The organism is Pseudoalteromonas sp. H105, from assembly GCF_001469215.1.
Classification (GTDB): Bacteria; Pseudomonadota; Gammaproteobacteria; order Enterobacterales; family Alteromonadaceae; genus Pseudoalteromonas.
Genome location: NZ_LOFH01000002.1, coordinates 1 through 15,334 on the forward strand (window position 1 = coordinate 1; position 15,334 = coordinate 15,334).

11 protein-coding genes are annotated in these 15,334 nt (G+C 40.7%); 7 read left to right on the forward strand and 4 right to left on the reverse strand.

All coding sequences use genetic code 11. The features are described 5' to 3' along the window. The first annotated feature begins 19 nt into the window (after window positions 1-19). The 4 genes from ATS75_RS03675 to ATS75_RS03690 all read left to right on the forward strand — a co-directional run bounded on the left by ATS75_RS03675 (window position 20) and on the right by ATS75_RS03690 (window position 3,632). Window positions 20-1,024 (forward strand): transposase, encoded by a 1,005-nt coding sequence (locus ATS75_RS03675; protein ID WP_201020947.1) that lies wholly within the window; start codon window positions 20-22, stop codon window positions 1,022-1,024. 344 nt (window positions 1,025-1,368) lie between these two features. After that, window positions 1,369-1,905, forward strand: coding sequence for a hypothetical protein (locus ATS75_RS03680; RefSeq protein WP_058559088.1), 537 nt, complete (start codon window positions 1,369-1,371; stop codon window positions 1,903-1,905). A 506-nt stretch (window positions 1,906-2,411) separates the two neighbouring features. Further along, entirely contained in the window at window positions 2,412-2,861 is a 450-nt protein-coding gene (locus ATS75_RS03685) for a hypothetical protein (RefSeq protein WP_058559089.1), read from the forward strand. A 444-nt stretch (window positions 2,862-3,305) separates the two neighbouring features. Beyond that, on the forward strand, window positions 3,306-3,632 hold the full coding sequence (locus ATS75_RS03690; RefSeq protein ID WP_058559090.1) for a hypothetical protein: 327 nt from the start codon (window positions 3,306-3,308) through the stop codon (window positions 3,630-3,632). Window positions 3,633-3,910: 278 nt separating this feature from the next. On the opposite strand, the gene iadA is transcribed toward ATS75_RS03690, so the two are convergent. From iadA to ATS75_RS03705, 3 genes are all read right to left on the reverse strand, one after another. Continuing rightward, window positions 3,911-5,077, reverse strand: coding sequence for a beta-aspartyl-peptidase (iadA, locus tag ATS75_RS03695; RefSeq protein WP_058559091.1), 1,167 nt, complete (start codon window positions 5,075-5,077; stop codon window positions 3,911-3,913). Window positions 5,078-5,089: 12 nt separating this feature from the next. After that, on the reverse strand, window positions 5,090-6,496 hold the full coding sequence (gene yfcC, locus ATS75_RS03700) for a putative basic amino acid antiporter YfcC (protein WP_058559092.1): 1,407 nt from the start codon (window positions 6,494-6,496) through the stop codon (window positions 5,090-5,092). 152 nt (window positions 6,497-6,648) lie between these two features. Further along, the gene (locus tag ATS75_RS03705; RefSeq protein WP_058559093.1) at window positions 6,649-9,576 is read right to left on the reverse strand and encodes a TonB-dependent receptor domain-containing protein; all 2,928 of its coding nucleotides are present in this window, start codon (window positions 9,574-9,576) and stop codon (window positions 6,649-6,651) included. Between the two features lie 443 nt (window positions 9,577-10,019). Here ATS75_RS03705 and ATS75_RS03710 point away from each other — a divergent pair, with 443 nt between their 5' ends. The 3 genes from ATS75_RS03710 (at window position 10,020) to ATS75_RS03720 (ending at window position 15,044) form a co-directional block, all read left to right on the forward strand. After that, window positions 10,020-11,720, forward strand: coding sequence for a cyanophycinase (locus ATS75_RS03710; RefSeq protein ID WP_058559094.1), 1,701 nt, complete (start codon window positions 10,020-10,022; stop codon window positions 11,718-11,720). Window positions 11,721-12,120: 400 nt separating this feature from the next. Beyond that, the gene (locus ATS75_RS03715; protein WP_268801554.1) at window positions 12,121-13,155 is read left to right on the forward strand and encodes a branched-chain amino acid aminotransferase; all 1,035 of its coding nucleotides are present in this window, start codon (window positions 12,121-12,123) and stop codon (window positions 13,153-13,155) included. A gap of 263 nt (window positions 13,156-13,418) precedes the next feature. Next, window positions 13,419-15,044, forward strand: a complete 1,626-nt coding sequence (locus ATS75_RS03720; RefSeq protein ID WP_058559096.1) for a diacylglycerol kinase family protein — start codon at window positions 13,419-13,421, stop codon at window positions 15,042-15,044. On the opposite strand, the gene ATS75_RS03725 is transcribed toward ATS75_RS03720, so the two are convergent. Next, window positions 15,045-15,308 (reverse strand): VF530 family DNA-binding protein, encoded by a 264-nt coding sequence (locus ATS75_RS03725; RefSeq protein ID WP_058559097.1) that lies wholly within the window; start codon window positions 15,306-15,308, stop codon window positions 15,045-15,047. It abuts the gene before it with no gap. Window positions 15,309-15,334: the final 26 nt, after the last annotated feature.

Here is a 15,334-nt window from a genome sequence, read left to right on the forward strand (position 1 = left end):
AAAATAAAGTTGGTATTTTATGACTCGCGCAAGAAAAAAGCTGATTGATTTAGCATCCACATCTTATTATCACCTAATATCACGATGTGTTAGACGAGCGTTTTTGTGCGGAGATGATAAATACACAGGTAAGAACTTTGATCATCGTCGGGAGTGGCTAGTAGATCGGATAAAGTTATTAAGTAGCGTATTTGCCATAGACATTGCCGCCTACGCAATTATGAGTAATCACTACCACCTAGTTGTGAACGTCAATAGGCGACAAGCTCTTGATTGGTCTGATGATGAAGTAATTACCCGCTGGTATCAGCTTTATAACGGCCATATTTTAGTTGATCGCTACTTAAATGGAGAGCAGTTAGATAAGGCGAGTTTACTCTTTTTCAATGAACTCATTGCTAGGTGGCGAGAACGACTCTACGACATCAGCTGGTATATGAAAAACCTTAATGAATACATTGCCCGCGAAGCCAATAAAGAAGATAACTGCACAGGTAAATACTGGGAAGGACGCTACAAATCACAAGCATTATTAGATGAAACCGCAGTGCTTAGTTGTATGGCCTACGTTGACTTGAATCCTATCAGAGCAAACATAGCCGACACGCTTGAAGACAGTGACTTCACCTCAATTCAAGAACGTATAGCGCATTTTAAAGCCTTCACCACAGAAACGGTCAAAGAGAATAAGCCCCTCAAACACATAGAGGCTCTTCAGCATGAAAGTCAACCCGCAAAGCTAAAACCATTTGGTGGAAACCACATTAAAAACACAATTCCTTTTGCCTTAGTCGATTACATTGAATTAGTTGACTGGAGTGGTCGTCACATAGATCCAAAGAAAAAAGGACATATCAACAGGGCAGTACCAAAAGTGCTGCTCACTCTAAATATAGAAGAAGCGCACTGGCTTGAATCAATTCAACGCTTTAGGCAGCAATATTCAAATTTTGCAGGCAGTAAACAACGGTTAAAGCAACAAGCTGCCACCAACGATGTGAAATGGTACAAAGGCGTAGGTTAAACAATTTAACCCATTAAGTTATTGATACAAATTAAAGAATTCAATTTTTAACTTATCCTTGTGACTTAAAACCCCTTGCAAGCAAATCAACTTAACGCTTTTAGTGTGAAATATAACGACAAGGTTAACTACGACTGAGTAACTTAATTTATTGATAAAATTATATGCCTGTCCTTTTTTGACCCCTCTTTTGCATTAAAAAAGGGGAGCCTTTTTAAGCCGAAATATAGCGACTCAAGCACCTGTAATTCCCTCTAAAACAGCCATTAAAACAACCGTACATTCTCTTTTTAAATTTTATGTAAACTAGCGATAACTGATTGAACCAAAATAGGAACTCGGCTATGGTTGATTTATCAATAAAAATAAATTTAAAACGAGTTAATCTACAGGCTCGTTATGTAGCTAGGGAAGTTATGCGTTTAATTTTAATGATGGCTCTATTCTTGTCTTTTAAAACCTTTGGCGCTGAGATAATAAGCCAAGCTGAGATTTCTCAACTATATGCTAGCAATTCAGAAAGCAAAGGGATTAATAAGGTTCTTGCTATAGGCAGTAATGTTAATGTTCCTATTGAATTCTTAATAACCTCAAAAGGAAATGGTGGCTTTAGTTTACCGGGTCTCTTTCTAATTAGAATTTATGACCAACACGATGATGCAGTTTACTTTAAATCTGGTTTACTTAAAAATGAACTTGTAGACATAGATTCTAATGGTTACAAAGAGTTATTACTGTGGGGAGTAGCAGTAAGATCTGATGAAGAAACAGAGAGAGTAATAGCTGAAGTACCAGTTGTCGCAATAATTAAATACGACCTTGAAAGTAAACTTTTCAAAGTGGTGAAAAAGAGCGAAGAGATAGATATATACACCGAGTAAATCGCTACATAACAACACGCCCTGAGGTGGACAGCAAGCACTAAAGCCCACTTTCCACCGCAAATTTTAACAGCGGTGATCCCTTACATTTCAATGCCGTTAAGTAAGTTGATTCATCGTAGGGCGTATGTGTTTTCCAGCATCAAATAGGATTCGTATCCACTTAAATGCCAATGATCTGATGTTGGTATTAAGAGGTTTTCCTTTGGCTTCTTGCTGCCGATAATAGGCTTTTGCCCAAAATGAATAGTGCACAGATAATCTTGCCGACTCTACAAACGGTTGCCTTAAAAGCTTAGTGCATGAGTTGATCCCTCTGAGGCAAATCTTGACTTCAGACTTCGAGACCTTTTTTAAAAATAGCAAATTCTATTTTTATATCTTATTTAAAATAGTGAGAACTGATTGAATCAAAATAGGAGCTCGGCTATGGTTTATTCACCAATAAATATAAATTTAAAACGAGTTAATCTTCAAGCTCGTTATACGTTTCTCAAGGGTAGAGTATGAATTACATAAGATTAGTATTACTAAGCATGTGTATAGCAATTTTTTACTATGTTCTGACAATATCAGCTATAGGTATCGCAGCTGCAAATGGGATTTTTTGGTGGAGTGAATGGCCTTATAATCCACATTTAGTTCACATTGGTCAAAATTTTATAGGTATTGGTTTAGCTTCACTCATTCCTGCTTATTTAGTTCACAGTTATGAACCAGATAAAAAGTGGTTAAGTATTTCAATCGTTATTTTAGCTTCAATACTTTATCAAGGTAATATCAATTACATGCCGCTAGATCCTAATGGTTTTGTTCGCTTTTTTGAAAGTACCATCATATATGGTGACTGGGGCTCTATAGGTGTACTTTTAGAAATTGTATTTTTACCCGTTATTTGGTTGTTGGCGTTTAAACGTATAACACATATGAGCCTTAACTCTGTCATTAGGCATTAGTATACTTTTTTGTCCGTTTTATACAGTGACGGTTAATTCTATCTCAATCAACTGAAGTGAACGGGGTCAAATCATGACTTCATACTTCAAGATCTTTTTTAAAAAACAGTCAATAATTCGGGTATATAGAGCCTGCTTTCTTTTAAATAAAAGGCGGAATATTAACGTGAATAAGGGGATAAGTTGACCTTACGGTGACAACCGAAAATGAATGCATTCACTTCATTCTACGGCAACAGTATTGCCTTCTTTGTAATATAGAAAAGCTGCCAATCAAGCTCCTGTAATCTCTCTAAAATAGTCATTAAAACAACCGCACATTATTTTTTAAATTTTATGTAAACTAGCGATAACTGATTGAACCAAAACAGGAACTCGGCTATGGTTAATGCATCAATAAAAATAAATTTAAAACGAGTTAATCTACAGGCTCGTTAGGTTTCTATGAAGCTACTCATAAAATGGAGTTTTATTCACGCAATTTTTACGGCTGTAAATTTAGTCGCATTACTTGCGTTATCTCTAGGTTATGGTTTCTCCGAAGATACACCAGAATATATGAATGCGTTCGCAACCTATTGGGCAAACTTTACAGAGCTGTTACTTTTTCCGTTAAATGATTTGTGGGTAAACCTACCAAAGGATAACTTCTGGAATAGTGATTTTGTCTCACTTGTAACTTACGCATTAAATAGTCTATTGTGGGGTGCGGCTATAGCTTCAAGTATTAAAGCTTACCGGAATACCAAAACCGAAAAAGTTAATTGGTAATTAGGATGACACCCATCCTAATTATCAACGCAATAAACTATTACTTTTGCTTATAAATTAATTGTCGGATGACATGGCTTCGCTTCGCCATTTATCCGAGCTATGTCAAAAGGTAGGTTGGTTAAGCCGAAGGTATGACCTAACAGAATTTCAAATTCACGCCTTGAAGTCCCGCAACTGGCACAAATGCAACGGTCAGATTTGATTGAGTTAAGCTGATCAAATCTGACTGTTAAAGTTACAGCTTATTCAATTAAGGGTATTAATCACCCCTTTTGTTACTCAAATGGACCCTTGGTCACTGCAAATCCATTGTTTACCATTGGACGGCCTTGGCTCCAAACATGAACCGGCTTGAGGCTTTGGCTATCCATTAACACTAAATCAGCATCAGCGTTTATCGCGATATTGCCTTTTTTAAGGCCTAATACATTGGCTGGGTTACGGGTAATCGCCATTAATGCGTCTTCAATACTCACCCCATACACATTTACAGCCTCTACAAAAGAGTCGTGTAAGGACGCTTCTTTACCTACCTCTAGGCCAATTAAATTAAAATCAGCATCAAAAATTGGTAGGCTGGCATGGCCGTCTGAACTCATTGTTAGCTTTGTTTTATCAACACCTTGGTCTAAACAATAAGCAAGGGCTCTTGCTGCTGCGTATTCACCGTTCGCTAAATCGTATTCTGTGGTACTGGTGGTAAAGTCAATCGTGCCACCGCCTTTGCAAAACTCAATACCGGCATCTAACAGGGCTTTATTACGGTTCATATGAGTAGGATAAAACTGCGCTAACGAGATATCCGTTTGTTGCTCAATATCATGCAAAATGCTGAGGTGACTATCGATAGGGCCAACATGAATACTCACCGTGCCTTTTTTACCGCTGAGCATTCCTGCCACTTTAGCTTGTGCGGCAAGTTCTGCTAGCTGCTGAACCGTAGGTTGGCTACTGCGGTGATCTGAAATTGCCACTTCACCCACACCAATAAACTCATCAATATACATCAAGTCGTCATTAATACTGCCAGTGAGTGTTTTTGCCGGAAGGTGGTATGAACCCGTGTGGCAAAATACATTTAACCCCAACTCTTTTAATCCTTTCGCTTTTGCGACTAAATTAGTGAGTGTTCGGCTGCTTGAATCTGTACCAAGTGCTGCAACAACAGTTGTTATGCCATGTAAGGTTGCATCGGTTAAGTTCATTTCAGGTGTTCGGCTGGCAAAGCCTGCCTCGCCACCACCGCCGGTAATATGTACCAGTGAGTCAACAAAGCCGGGTGTGAGTATACAGCCTGTACCGTCAATTACTTTTATATTTGTATTGCTGTCTATATTTATCTTTTTTTGAAAATCAATGATCTTAGTACCAGCTATTAGTACATCCATTTTCCCATGAGGGCTGGGGGTGTAAAGGTGTGCCCCACAAATAAGTGTTAACATATAAACGTCTTTTTATTGATAATTAATAAAATAAGCAAGAAAGATAAAGCCGCTTGCTAATGCAAAAAGTGCTGCGGTAAAACGCCAAATAAAGGCCGCCCATTCGCTCCAATCTAATTTAACAATTCCTAAGCAGCCGATGAGGCTGGCAGAGGTAGGAATGAGTATATTAGTGAGCCCATCACCCAACTGAAAAGCCAGTACCACAATTTGACGAGATACGTTGAGTAAATCGCCTAAAGGTGCCATTAAAGGCATGGTGATGGCAGCTTGCCCAGATCCTGATGACACAAAGAAATTAAATACACTTTGAAATAACAACATTCCCCATGCCGCAACGTAGTCAGGCACTGCAGCGATACTACTTGCACTGTAATACAAAAGCGTATTAAGTGTAGAGGGCGTGCTCAAATCGCTGCCACCTAAAAGCAATACAACGCCTTTTGCCAAAGCCACTAATAGGGCTGCGGGTAATAACTCTTGCGCGCCATGTTTAAAGGCATCGGCGCTTTCATTGGCACTTTGTTTATTAAACACACTGGCAATGCATGCACTGATTAAACCTATACAGAAAAACTGCGCCGCCAGTTCAGGAATATAGTACTGGCGAGCCATGACACCCCAGATAACCCATGCAATACCAGCGACAAAGGTTAATAGAATGAGCTTATCGGCTATATCTAATGTTGGTTGGTTACTTGACTGTGTTTGTTCATTTTTAGTCTGCCTTATTGAATTGGCATAACGCACGGTAAACACCAAGCCAAACAGCGTGAACACACACCAAGCCGCCATTCTAAAACCCGCGCCAGAAAACACCGGAATTTCTGCGATAGATTGGGCAATAGCAATGCTAAATGGGTTCATCCATGAGGTGGCAAAACCAATTTGAGTTGCTACGTAAGTCGTTAAGACCGTAACTTTTGCGTCATAGCCTAGTTGCTTCATGATAGGGAGTAGCACAATGCAAAAAGCAATGGCTTCTTCGCCCATGCCAAATACGGCCCCACCCAACGAAAATAATAAAAAAATGAGTGGAATAAACAGCCATTCAACACGTTGTGTTTTATGAATGAGGGCCATAATGCCGTTATTAATTGCACCCGTTTTCATAATAATGCCAAACGCACCACCGGTAATGAGTATAAACGCCATTACACCTATGGTTGCGCCATATTTATCGCCCGACACTAGTCCTTCAAATAACACATTTGCAAGGCCTATTTCACCGCCTTCGGCAAAAATAGGAGCTGTTGTGCTCTGTGTGACAGATTGGTATTGAGCAAGTTCAACTCGGTTGCTGCCCTGCTCAGCATTAAAAAAACCGGGTGTAATAAATAAGGTGGCCAGGTAGGCAATAACAGCCACTGATAACAAGATGATACTTGCATCAGGCATGGTAAATTGTTTGTTTTTCATAATTTCACTTTTAACCAAGGAAGGTTATTGCTTAAAAAGATCAGCATCCAACAAGTCTAACACTCATAATAAGTGGCACAACAATTTAACTGTTGTGCCACTGAGTGCAATTTGGATGGTGTAGCGGATAGCACGGCTATCCGCAAGTAACTTTAAAAGCGATAGCTGGCACTGAGCGTGTAGCGTGTGCCGAAGGCATTGTGATTTATTGAGTCAAAACCACGGCTTGAGCCATATAGTTTAGGCGGCTCTTTATCAAAAATGTTATCTATACGCACTCTTATCGCGAGTGCGTCGTTAACAAAATAACCTGCTGATAAATCCCATACTAGCCAATCATCCACTTGGTGGTTACCTTGTGAATCAAGTTCACCGAGTTTATCAATTTCGTCAATTTCACGGCCTTTAAGCCCTTCAATATCATCTTCATAACTGCTGGTGTAATTCGCGCCAAGGTTTAGGTAGTAGCTTTGTGCTTCCCAATCGATTGATACACGGCCAATATTTTCAGGGTAGCGATAGGTACCAATGAGTTTTTCAATTGCATCAGAGCCCGGTTTATTACGTTCAAACTCAAGGTAGTGAGTACCATCAAATGCAAATGTTAAGTCGCCGCCAGATAAGGCAAAGCGATGATCAAATTTAATATCAATACCTGCTAACGTTTGTGTACCGGTATTTTCAAGTGGGATAACATGATCACGAAATAATGGTAGAAATAGCTCATCGTCTCGCGGGTTGAACTCAGTTATATAATTTTCCAAAATTTCGTCTAAATTAGCGCCTTCTTGCTCTATGTTTAATCCGCTGTTGTCACTGATTTCACACAGTTCACTATCATAAGAGATGCCTTGTTGGCCTTCTGGCACAATACCGCAATGACGAAGTGAAGCATCTGTGTTTGCACGATCAAGTACCGCAGTCATGTTTGTATCAATCACTTCTTCGTGATCAAACTGCCAGTAATCCACCGTTAAGTTAGTATCAACGCTTGGGCTCCACGCAAAACCAACACTGATTGCTTCAGACTCTTCGGCTTTAAGGTCTTTATTACCCAGCTCAAGTGAGTTAACGCTTACCTCAGTGCCATCACCCATGCAGTATAGGTCTGATACGGATTGGTTCGCACCGCAATCAAAGGTTGATTGAGTCGTTTTTAATTTAACACCCGCTTGGGTTAGTGAAGGCGCACGGAATGACGTAGACCACGAGCCTCTTACTACTAATGAGTCTGTAGGGCGATAGCTTAGGCCGATTTTCGGGTTAAATGTGCCACCAAAGTCATCATAATGATCGTAACGACCCGCTGCTTGTAATTCTATCTGGTCGGTTAATGACACATTCAGCTCAGCAAATGCAGCGTATTGAGTACGATCAGCCTCTGATAGGCTTGAACCAAAACCAAATACATCCACTAAGAAACCGTTTTCAGGGCGTGCTTGTGAATCAAGTGATGGTATGTCGCTTAATTCTTCACGACGGGCTTCAACACCAAATGACGCATAAGCGGGTAAGTCATTAAAGGTAAATAGCTCACCGTTAAAGTTTGCATCCCAGCCGTATACTGTGCTTTCACCGCTGCGTGTTGGGCGTGCCTGTGCTGTTGCTAAAACCGCATCATTCGCTGCATCGCCTTGCACAAATGGATTATAAAAAGGCAGTAATTCCCCAGATGCACAGTTAAGGTTTTCGCCATCATAGCTTGCCAGTGTGCCGTCTGAACATAGCTCACCTGTAATCGCACCGTGGAATTGATAACGATTGTAGACACCATCAATGGCTTCTTGTTCTGAACTTGAGCGAGAGAACGTTACGCCAGACTCCCAGCCCCAATCGCCAATATCGCCAGCAAGGCTACTAACTAAACGAAAATTCTTGGTTTCAACTTCCACAGTACGTGGGGCGTTAAAGCGTGCATCAAAACCAAAACCATAAACTTCGCGACCCGCTTGGGTGTCAAATGGGTCAATATAGAGCTGATCCATCAAGTCATTACTGCCGTCTGCATTATCATAAATAAATAAAGCATCCTCTAAGATAAAAGGGCCTTCATCATCATTGATTTGATCGATTGGTGATGGAGACGAATAGGCTCTAGACTTTGTTTGACTGTAGAAAAAGTCAGTGTGCCAATCAAGTTCACCCACATTGCTGTTAAACATGAATCCAGTTGATAAACTTTCAAATGGCGTATCCAAATAATCATCTTGATTAGGGTAATAGGCACATATTTGTTCACCAAATTCAGTGGTGACTAGCTCAGTTTTGCAGTTTTGAGCCGGTAACTCATTACCATCACGGCTGCTGAAATAATAAATATTTGGTGAGTTTTCGAGTTTTGGTAAATACGAATAGCCATTAACCAGTGAAGGCGATGCAGTATAATCACGATCTGTTGCTTTAAATGCGTTTCGGTCATAAATGTCGGCAAATACGGTTAAGTTACTGTCGCCAATTTTAGTACCATAAACCAGATTTAGTTGTTTTTTACCTTCATCGTGACTGTTAAAGCTATTGCCTAAAGAAGCATTTATTTCAGCGCCTTCAAAGTCATCTTTTAAGATGTAGTTGATTACGCCAGCGACGGCATCAGCACCATAAACAGCTGAGGCACCCGTGGCTAAAATATCAATACGCTCGATAGCAGCCAGTGGAATAGAGTTTACATCGACGAAGTTTTCAGTGCCTGCTGCAAAAGAGCTGGGGGCAACACGACGACCATTAATAAGCGTTAATGTTGCTGAAGGGCCCATACCACGAAGGCTTGCAGCAGATTGGCCAGCCGGTGTTGAGGTTGAGGTGCCGCCACTTTCTGAGGTTGAAAAGGTGCCGCTGCCGCCTTTAAATACTGATAAGTCTTTTAATAACTCATGAATCGTATTCGCCCCTGAGCGTTTTATTGCGTCTTGGTCTAATACCGTTAGTGGGATTGTACCTTCAAGGTCTACGCCTTTTAAGCGCGATCCAGTAATTTCTACTCGCTCAATGTTTGTTGATTCATCATTTTCTTGTGCATACACAGTGGTGACAGGGCAAAGCGATGCGCTTATTGCCGCTGCAATAGTTAGTTGACGAAACATATTAATTTACCTTTTGTCTTATTCAAGAGTCAAAACATGCTTTAAATACAGCAGCTTGCTCATTTTTATTATGATTTTTCCAATCGATTTTTGGCAAAATTAATAGCAACTGCAAAGCGCTGCTAAAACTAACGTTAATTTAGCTTTATTTGCTTTAAATTTGATTGGTGTTAGACAGGGCAGTGATGTTTAGACACAGTTAGCCCCTCACGAGAATGTGAGGTGTGGCTACTCGTCAAACCACTCCGAAAGGTAGTGAGGAGAGTAGAAATATGTACAAAGCGATGTTGCGTTTTTAAACATAATTCCAATCCAAAAGGTTTTTGACAAAGCTAGTTATTGAGTGCTAGCTTACTCGCGATTTAAAAGTTCCTTTTTTTTATAGCAAGCATAAAGACTGACTGCAAGCTATTTATCATTATATTTTACATGCGAGTAACATTATGGAAATCTTTCAGGAACAACTTAAGGTTAGGCGGTTTGATGGTTTTTTGGCAGCATCTTTGCTGATTTTAGCTTCTTATTCTTCCACGATATCTGCAAATGAAAAAAATCAGACCTTGGTTTTAGTCGGAGGCGCTTTAACAACATGTTCAAGTATGAGCGCCAAAAACTGCCAAGATAAAAAGCAGTTAAGTGGTAAAAACGCTAACCAATATCAGTTAACCCGCGAAACATTAAATCAAGTAAAATTAAATTGGCCCAATGATAATGCAGGACATCGCAATAAAACATTGCAGGTTTTAGCTAAAATGGCGCGCCAACACCCTTCACCATACACTAAGAGCGACCTGTTATGGGCTTGGCGAGACTTAGATAATGCACTACTTAATCAATTAACCGATGCTGAGTATAACTTTGTTATCGATAGTATCGAAATTCCAGTTATTGATGCCAAGCAAGTGCGCCTTAAGGAAGTCGTTAATACCACACTTAATACTGAAACTGCGGCTAATGATATTTTAGATTTTATATCGGCTACTGCAAAAGTAAGTGCAACTAAGCCGAGCCTTTTAGCTATTACAGCTTCTAGTCGCGACCCTTATGAATCAGCAGACTTTTATGAAGGTCTACTAAATTTTGATGGTGTTGCCTCTAAGTGGCTGGCGTTAACACCGGCACTTGCAAAGGCGATTACCAGCGGACAATGCGCGCAATTGGCGAGTATCCGCGAAAAAACCATGAATGTGTATAATCGTGATGCTATTTACCCCGATCGTATCAAAGCAGAGTTGGCGCTGTGCGAGCTAGGTGTTGAAAATTTGGTTAATGTAATTGGGTCGGCAACAGGTGTAATGCTTAATGGCGGTGACCAAAGTTTAACGCGCAAAGTATTATTTGATGATGCAGGAAAACCTTACCCGTGGACAGAAGTATTACGCTCACGTCCGTTGTTGGTAGGAACAAGCGCCGGAACAGCGATTCAAAGTGGTGGTGAAAATCAATATGGGCAGGTGGCGATGATCACTAATGGCACAAGCCTTAGTGCTTTGCGTAATGGCGCTTTTGCTCAATCAGCACCGAGTGAACGTTGCACTACTGACTGTGATAAAGGTTTATCATGTGACTCATTAACCTACCAAGGCGAGGGTGGCCTTGGCAGTTTTAACTTCGGTATATTAGATACCCACTTTAGTGAACGTGATCGCACCGCACGTTTGGCAACGTTGTTAGATGCGACAAAACAGCCTCATGGCTTTGGTGTTGATGAAACAACTGCGTTGGTGGTTATTAACTCTGGTAGTACTAAATTAATGACAGTGATTGGTAAAAATGGTGTTGTTTATTTACATAAGCCAGCAGACAAGCGCACATTTGAATATTCATATTGGCCTGTAGGCACCGTTATTAACATGACTAACAATGGCTACAAAGTGAGTGAACGCACAATTACAGAGGCGCTTCCTGCTATTAAAATACCGTCACTGCCAATGCAACGATTTACCAGTATATTTACGGATGCTAAGTTACGGTCGTTAACTCAAGCTATGTGCTTAACTAACGATACCCAAGCCGCAGCGCAACAAGATGAGTTTTCGGTCGTGCTCTCTGGCGATGCAAACAGCCATTTTTACCGCGTTAATAGTTCAAAACATGGCTGTTTAGTGGATAGTTTAAACATAGGCATTAGTAAAATTCAGTAACCAGCTTTGGTTCGCCGTAAACACAAGAGTATTGTTGGCTGTTTAGTTTTCGGCGAATCGCATTTATATTCGGTTAAATAAAAGTGCCATGTTACAAACCGTATTTGTGGCTTTTTTTATTATCTCTATTTATTAGGGTCTGTTGAAAGGCATGCATTCGTTTATTTTGAAAGGGATTTTTGAAGCGTGCAGAATTTACGCGGTTATTTTCAACAATTAGAATAAACAGCATGAGTAATAATTGCGCTTAGCGCGAATAATAGAGTCGCTTTTAAACACTAAAAATGGACTAAATGAGAACAATTAAGCAGAAAATAAGCTTAAACGTTAAAAAAGTGTGTTTTCCCTATTAAAAGCACTGGATTAGTTATGGTTAAACAGTGCTTGAATGTAATACACTGTGGGAAAAGCACACAACAAAAGAGAGAGTAAAATGGCAGCATTTGGTACGGTATTTATGCCACAAATGATCCAAGCGAGATTTACGGATAATGCTTGGAGTGAAAGCGAAATTGTTCCTTCAGATAAAATAGAACTCCATGCTGGGGCGCACGTTCTTCACTATTCAAGTACATGTTTTGAAGGTTTAAAAGCCTTTCGCCACGATGATGGCTCTGTATACATTTTTAGAATGGACGCAAACATCGCGCGCATGCAGCAAAGCTCAAAATTATTGAGTTTGCCAAGCTTTGAAGGCCCAAAGCTAAAAACAATGATCACTGATATCGTTAAAGAATACGCAGACGAAACCCCTTTACCACCGGGCTCTATGTATATCCGCCCAACGCATATTGGTACTGAGGCTGCAATTGGTAAAGCGGCTGTGCCTTCTGCCAGCTCACTCATGTATGTTTTACTTTCGCCAGTGGGTGACTATTTTGCTGGTGGTTCAACTGCATTAAGAGTGCTATTAGAAGAAGATGGCATGCGCTGCGCACCGCACATGGGAATGGTGAAAAGTGGTGGTAACTATGCCAGTGCATTAGCCCCTATTTCAGCAGCACGTGAAAAATACCAAGCAGATCAAATATTATTTTGTCCAGGTGGTGACGTGCAAGAAACCGGTGCTGCTAACTTTATATTAATTGATGGCAATGAGATCATTACTAAAGCCCTCGACAGCACTTTTTTACATGGTGTAACACGTCATAGTATTTTGACTATTGCCAAAGATTTAGGCATGACGGTGTCAGAGCGTAACTTTACAGTCACTGAGTTATTGGAGCGTGCTGCTAAGCCTGGTACTGAGGCGGCACTTTCAGGTACGGCTGCAGTGCTTACTGCTGTGGGGACCTTTATCCATAATGATAAAGAATATAAAGTAGGTACTGGCGAGCCTGGCCCAACAACAGCGCGTTTACGTCAAGCACTGAATGATATTCAATGGGGTAACGCACCCGATACCCATGGTTGGTTAACAAAAGTCGACGTTTAACCCCTGCGCCATTTAATGAGCCTAGGTTTTGATATGACAAAGTATATGTTGTCATATCAAACCTAGGCTTTTTCGTTTGCGTATCCTACCCTTTAGCTGTAAGTAACTCATACCAATGTGTCTGGTTAACGGATAGCTGGCTTAATCATTGAAATAAAAAATTTTTACTTTAGGTAATGCGATGTAATTATTGCAATCTAATCTTACATAATGGTTAAGTCATCAACCACCTACCAACCAAAATGAATAACAAAGGAGAATCTATGTGGGCTGCAATGAGTTATATCGTGTTAGCACTTGTCTTTATTGTTATGGGATGGCAAGTCGAGGTTGTGTATTTTGCAATCATGTTTTACTGGACAGCTCTCTCGTTACTGCTGGTTGGCGGCGCGTATGTCTTTAACGTCGCAAAAATTTTTCGTAAACGCGAAAATGGCATGATCCCTTTTTATATTCGTTGGGCTTTCGTGCCGTTTTTATTAGGCGCACAAGCTTACAATGCATGGAGTCGAAAACACGATAAAGTGCCTCCATTACAACAAATTAATAAGTATCTATTTTTAGCGTGTCGGTTATTTCCATCAGACATAGAGGCAATGAAAGCAAACCGCATCACGGCTATTTTGGATGTAACCTGTGAGTTCGATGGCTTAGAGTGGTCTTCAGCCCATGAGAATATTCATTATTTAAATATACCTGTACTTGATCATCGGGTGCCTACACGGGCTCAGTTAAATCAGGCCATTAATTGGATAGATCACCATGTTAAAGCAGAACGCCACGTTGTCGTGCATTGCGCGCTCGGTCGCGGGCGATCTGTGTTTGTTATGGCGGCTTACTTATTGAGTCAAAACAAAGACGCAGATGTGCACCATGTACTAGCACAAATAAAAGAAACTCGCGAAACCGCTAATCTTAATAGACATCAGTTACGTCATTTAGTTAAACGCCACCGTAATGGTGAATTACTCATTAAAAATAAAGCAGTACTGATTGCTAATCCCGTGTCGGGCACGCAGCTTTGGCAACACAAACAGGAAATGATAGTTAAGCGTTTGTCAGCTTATTATGATTTGACGGTTTTAATAACCTCGAAAGAAGCAAATGGCATTGTCTTAGCTCAGCAAGCAATGACAGATAGCCCTCATTTAATTATTTCCTGTGGGGGGGATGGCACGGTAGCGGAGGTTGCCAGCGTGCTTGTCAATACCGATTGTAAGCTTGGCATCATTCCACTTGGCACCGCGAATGCACTCGCCCATGTATTAATGGGGATAAGGTCAAAACTTATTCCAGTTGAAATGGCGTGTGACCTTATTATTGACGGTCAAACTCAACGTATGGATACAGCGTACTGTAATGGTGAGCTTATGCTGCTATTGGCAGGGATTGGTTTTGAGCAGGCAATGATTGAGAAAGCGGATCGCCAAAGTAAAAATGCGGTAGGGCAAGTGGCCTATTTGCACGGTTTTTGGCAGGCATTAGGCCAGCAAAAAGCACAAACGTTTAAGGTGCAGTTAGACGGTAATGAGCCCCAAGAATTGTGTACAAACAGTTTGGTAGTGGCAAATGCGGCACCATTCACCACTATACTTGCACAAGGGAGCGGGCAGCCCGATCATAATGATGGCTTATTAGATGTTAATTGGTTAACACCTAATGTGGATAATTCGACCAATGTGCTTAGTATTGCAGAGCTTGTTTTAAGCAGTGTTACTCAGGCTCATTTAGCAATAAACTCGCATCACACGAATGCTCGTCGGGTAGTGGTAAGCGCTGCTGATGAGATTAAATATGTGATAGATGGCGAGGTGAAAACAGCAAGCGAATTAGTCATCGAAATTGAACCCAACTCACTCGCGGTAGTATGTGCAGAGTTGCCTGAGTAACTATTTTTTAATACTTGGCCAAACAAAGCCGCCTGCTTGAGGCTTTGCTTCTACACAGTTATCTAAATAAAGCTGCTCAACTTTTGTGCGCGCCCAAGGGGTTTTACGTAAAAATTTAAGGCTCGATTTTACGCTAGGATCAGCCTTAAAACAGCGAATGTCCACTTGTTCGCCCATGGCTTTCCAGCCGATTGTTTGTTCAAGTTTTACCACGATTTGTTCAAGAGTGATACCGTGTAATGGATTGTTAGCTTGCTGATTCATAATTCACTATAGCGTTAAAAAATTCG

Bases quoted from the DNA above. Each gene is read 5' to 3' on its own strand.
- ATS75_RS03710 (WP_058559094.1), top strand. From the start codon at position 10,020: ATGGAAATCTTTCAGGAACAACTTAAGGTTAGGCGGTTTGATGGTTTT.
- ATS75_RS03685 (WP_058559089.1), top strand. From the start codon at position 2,412: ATGAATTACATAAGATTAGTATTACTAAGCATGTGTATAGCAATTTTT.
- ATS75_RS03705 (WP_058559093.1), bottom strand. From the start codon at position 9,576: ATGTTTCGTCAACTAACTATTGCAGCGGCAATAAGCGCATCGCTTTGC.
- ATS75_RS03720 (WP_058559096.1), top strand. From the start codon at position 13,419: ATGTGGGCTGCAATGAGTTATATCGTGTTAGCACTTGTCTTTATTGTT.
- ATS75_RS03680 (WP_058559088.1), top strand. From the start codon at position 1,369: ATGGTTGATTTATCAATAAAAATAAATTTAAAACGAGTTAATCTACAG.
- ATS75_RS03725 (WP_058559097.1), bottom strand. From the start codon at position 15,308: ATGAATCAGCAAGCTAACAATCCATTACACGGTATCACTCTTGAACAA.
- ATS75_RS03675 (WP_201020947.1), top strand. From the start codon at position 20: ATGACTCGCGCAAGAAAAAAGCTGATTGATTTAGCATCCACATCTTAT.
- yfcC (WP_058559092.1), bottom strand. From the start codon at position 6,496: ATGAAAAACAAACAATTTACCATGCCTGATGCAAGTATCATCTTGTTA.
- iadA (WP_058559091.1), bottom strand. From the start codon at position 5,077: ATGTTAACACTTATTTGTGGGGCACACCTTTACACCCCCAGCCCTCAT.
- ATS75_RS03690 (WP_058559090.1), top strand. From the start codon at position 3,306: ATGAAGCTACTCATAAAATGGAGTTTTATTCACGCAATTTTTACGGCT.